The sequence below is a fragment of the Hansschlegelia beijingensis genome (genome assembly GCF_045505405.1).
Lineage (GTDB): Bacteria > Pseudomonadota > Alphaproteobacteria > Rhizobiales > Methylopilaceae > Methylopila > Methylopila beijingensis_A.
Genome location: NZ_JBJKEX010000349.1, coordinates 1 through 3,185 on the forward strand (window position 1 = coordinate 1; position 3,185 = coordinate 3,185).

General features: G+C 69.5%; 2 protein-coding genes and 1 pseudogene. 2 read left to right on the plus strand and 1 reads right to left on the minus strand.

Annotation, left to right across the window (positions count from 1 at the left end; all coding sequences use genetic code 11):
• Positions 1–124 precede the first annotated feature (124 nt).
• Positions 125–1,270, plus strand: a complete 1,146-nt coding sequence (gene nagA / locus ACIKT0_RS15800; RefSeq protein WP_407106295.1) for an N-acetylglucosamine-6-phosphate deacetylase — start codon at positions 125–127, stop codon at positions 1,268–1,270.
• A 262-nt stretch (positions 1,271–1,532) separates the two neighbouring features.
• Here the strand turns inward: nagA and hemA are convergent, their stop codons facing one another.
• Positions 1,533–2,762, minus strand: coding sequence for a 5-aminolevulinate synthase (gene hemA, locus ACIKT0_RS15805; protein WP_407106297.1), 1,230 nt, complete (start codon positions 2,760–2,762; stop codon positions 1,533–1,535).
• Positions 2,763–2,967: 205 nt separating this feature from the next.
• Between hemA and ACIKT0_RS15810 the strand changes: the two are divergent.
• Positions 2,968–3,185, plus strand: a pseudogene (locus ACIKT0_RS15810) (hypothetical protein); the annotation flags it as partial.

Below are 3,185 nucleotides of genomic sequence, written 5' to 3' on the forward strand. Positions count from 1 at the left end.
GAACGACGGGGGAAAACCCCCGCGCTCTTGGGAGGACACGCATGAACTTCAGGACGATCGCCGCGAGCGTGATGGTGGTGGCCGCCACCGAAGGCTGGCTCGCGCTCGCCCGAAGGAGCGCGGCATGAGGCTCACAGCTCTTCGGCCCGACCGGCTGTTCGATGGCGAAGGCTTCCGCGACGGCTGCGCGGTCCTGATCGCAGGCGAGCGGATCGCCGGCGTGACGCCCGCCAGCGAGGTCCCCTCGGACGCATCGGTCGAGATCGTGCCGGGCCTGCTGGCGCCAGGCTTCATCGACGTGCAGGTCAATGGCGGCGGAGGCGTTCTGCTGAACGACGATCCGTCCCCCGCCGCGATGGCCACCATCGCGGCGGCGCATCGCCGCTATGGGACCACAGGCCTGCTGCCGACGCTGATCACCGACGCCCGGGAGAAGATGGCCGCGGCGCTCCATGCCGCGGAAGCGGCGATCGCCGCGAAGACGCCCGGAATCCTCGGCGTCCATCTCGAGGGCCCGTTCCTCAACCCGGCGCGCAAGGGCGTTCACGACCCGGCCTTCATGCGCGCGCCCGATGAAGCGGACATCGCCCTGCTGACCTCCGCCGCCGCAGGCGTGATCCTGGTGACGCTCGCGCCGGAACGCGTGCCCGCGGGCTCGATCTCACGCCTGTCGAGCGCCGGCCTCCGGATATCCGCCGGCCATACCGAGGCGACCGCCGAAGAGCTCGAGCGGGCTCTGGCCGAAGGCCTCACGGGCTATACGCACCTGTTCAACGCCATGCCGCCCATGGCGGGGCGTGCGCCGGGGCCAGTCGGGGCCGCGCTGAGCGAGCGAAGCACGTTCTGCGGCGTGATCGCTGACCTGCACCACGTGGCGGCCCCCTCGCTCCGGGCGGCGATCGCCGCCAAGGGGCCGGAGCGGACGATGCTGGTCACCGACGCGATGTCGACGGTGGGCGCAGGAATGACGGAGTTCATCCTGCAGGGGCGGCGGATCCTTCGTGCCGGCGGCCGCCTCACGACCGAGGACGGAACGCTCGCGGGCTCGGACCTCGACATGGCCACCGCGGTGCGCAACGCCGTGTGCGTCCTGGGCGCGCCCCTCGCCGACGCTCTCGCGATGGCCTCGCGCACGCCGGCGCGTTTCCTGGGTCTGGAGGGGAAGCTCGGCCTCGTGGCCGCCGGCTACGCCGCGGACCTTGTGGCGCTCGACGAGGATCTCGAGGTCACCGCCACATGGATCGGCGGTCAGCGAGAAGATCACCGCTGAAAGGCGGCGATCGCGACCCGCCGGGTCAGCTGTGGTCGCTGCGCTGCGCGGCCTTCGCGAGCATTTCGGTCCAGATCATCATGCCGGTGATCCAGAGCGCGAACGGCGTTCCTGCAAGGGGATTCATTCTGGGCCCAACTCCACACCTGAGTCCGCGGCGGCGGCGCGATCCGCGCGCTCACGAGACCAACCTGCCGGGGCGAAGGCAGGTTCCTTCAGCTAGACGAACGTATCGGCAGCTGCGCCGAGGCTCCGACGCGGGCTACTCGGCCGCGATGGCCTCGTACCGGCGCGGCAGGTCGAGCTTGCTCCACACGGCGTCGAGCGCGCGGGCGAGGTCGCGGATCAGCGCGTCGTCATGCGCGGGCGAAGGCGAGATGCGCAGCCGCTCCGTTCCCCGGGGGACCGTCGGATAGTTGATCGGCTGGATGTAGATGCCGTGATCCGTCAGCAGCATGTCGGTCGCGGCCTTGGCCTTCTCGGGACAACCGACCAGCACCGGCACGATGTGGGTCTCGGAGGGCATCACCGGCAGGCCGCGCGCGGCGAGCGCGATCTTGGTCTGCATCGACTGGCGCTGGTGCCGGTCCCGTTCGACCTGCGAGCTCTTGAGGTGCTGGACCGAGGCGCGCGCTGCCGCCGCGATCGCGGGCGGCATGGCGGTCGTGAAGATGAAGCCGGGCGCATAGGAGCGGATCGCGTCGATCACCGGCTTGGAGGCGGTCACATAGCCGCCGATCACGCCAAAACCCTTGGCGAGCGTTCCCTCGATGATGTCCACGCGATGCATCACGCCCTCGCGCTCGGCGATTCCGCCGCCCCGCGGGCCGTACATTCCGACCGCGTGGACCTCATCCAGATAGGTCATGGCGTTGTAGCGCTCGGCGAGGTCGCAGATCGCCGCGATCGGCGCGACGTCGCCGTCCATCGAGTAGACGCTCTCGAAGGCGATGATCTTGGGACGCTCGTGGCCGGCCTCCTGGAGGAGCCGTTCCAGATCGTCGAGGTCGTTGTGGCGGAACACCTTCCGCGCGCAGCCCGATCCGCGCATGCCGGCGATCATCGAGGCGTGGTTGAGGGCGTCGGACAGGATCAGGCAGTTCGGCAGAAGCCGCGCGATCGTCGAGATCGACGCCTCGTTCGAGACGTAGCCCGACGTGAAGACCAGCCCCGCCTCCTTGCCGTGAAGGTCAGCGAGCTCCTGCTCCAGCAGGACGAGCGGATGGTTCGTGCCGGCGATGTTCCGCGTGCCGCCCGCGCCCGCGCCGACCCGCGTCGCGGTGTCGGTCAGAGCCGCGAGGACCTTGGGGTGCTGGCCCATCCCGAGATAATCATTGGAGCACCACACCACGACGTCGCGCGGCCCATCGGGCGCGTGCCAGGTGGCGCGCGGGAAATCCCCTACCCGTCGCTCCAGGTCGGCGAAGACCCGGTAGCGCCTCTCGGCATGGAGCTGCTCGACCGCGCGTTGGAAAACGTCGTCATAAGCCATTGGCGTCTCTTCCCGCGCACTTGATAATCATTCTAGGCCCAAATGTCCCGTTCTGAAGCCGCGAAAGCGACAGAAGGCCGCAAGAAAATGGCTGTGAACGCGGCGCCGGCGCCTTGTCCTGCATCAACCGAGCCGGGCTGGCTTCCTGAGGGGGAACGCCGCTGATATAGCCCAAGCGCACGCTGACACCGCCTGGAGTTCCCCCATGACAGCCATGCGCCTGATCGTCGCCGGAGCGGCCGGCCGGATGGGCCGCGCGCTGGTTCGGGCCATCTCCGAACATGACGGCGTGACGCTCGCCGGCGCGTTCGAGCGGCCCGGCTCGGACGCGATCATAGCCGATGCGCCCCCCGAGGATGACGCCGAAAGCGACCCAGACGATCAGGTCGTCGACGTCGAGCGGCTTGGGATGGGGGGTCGCGC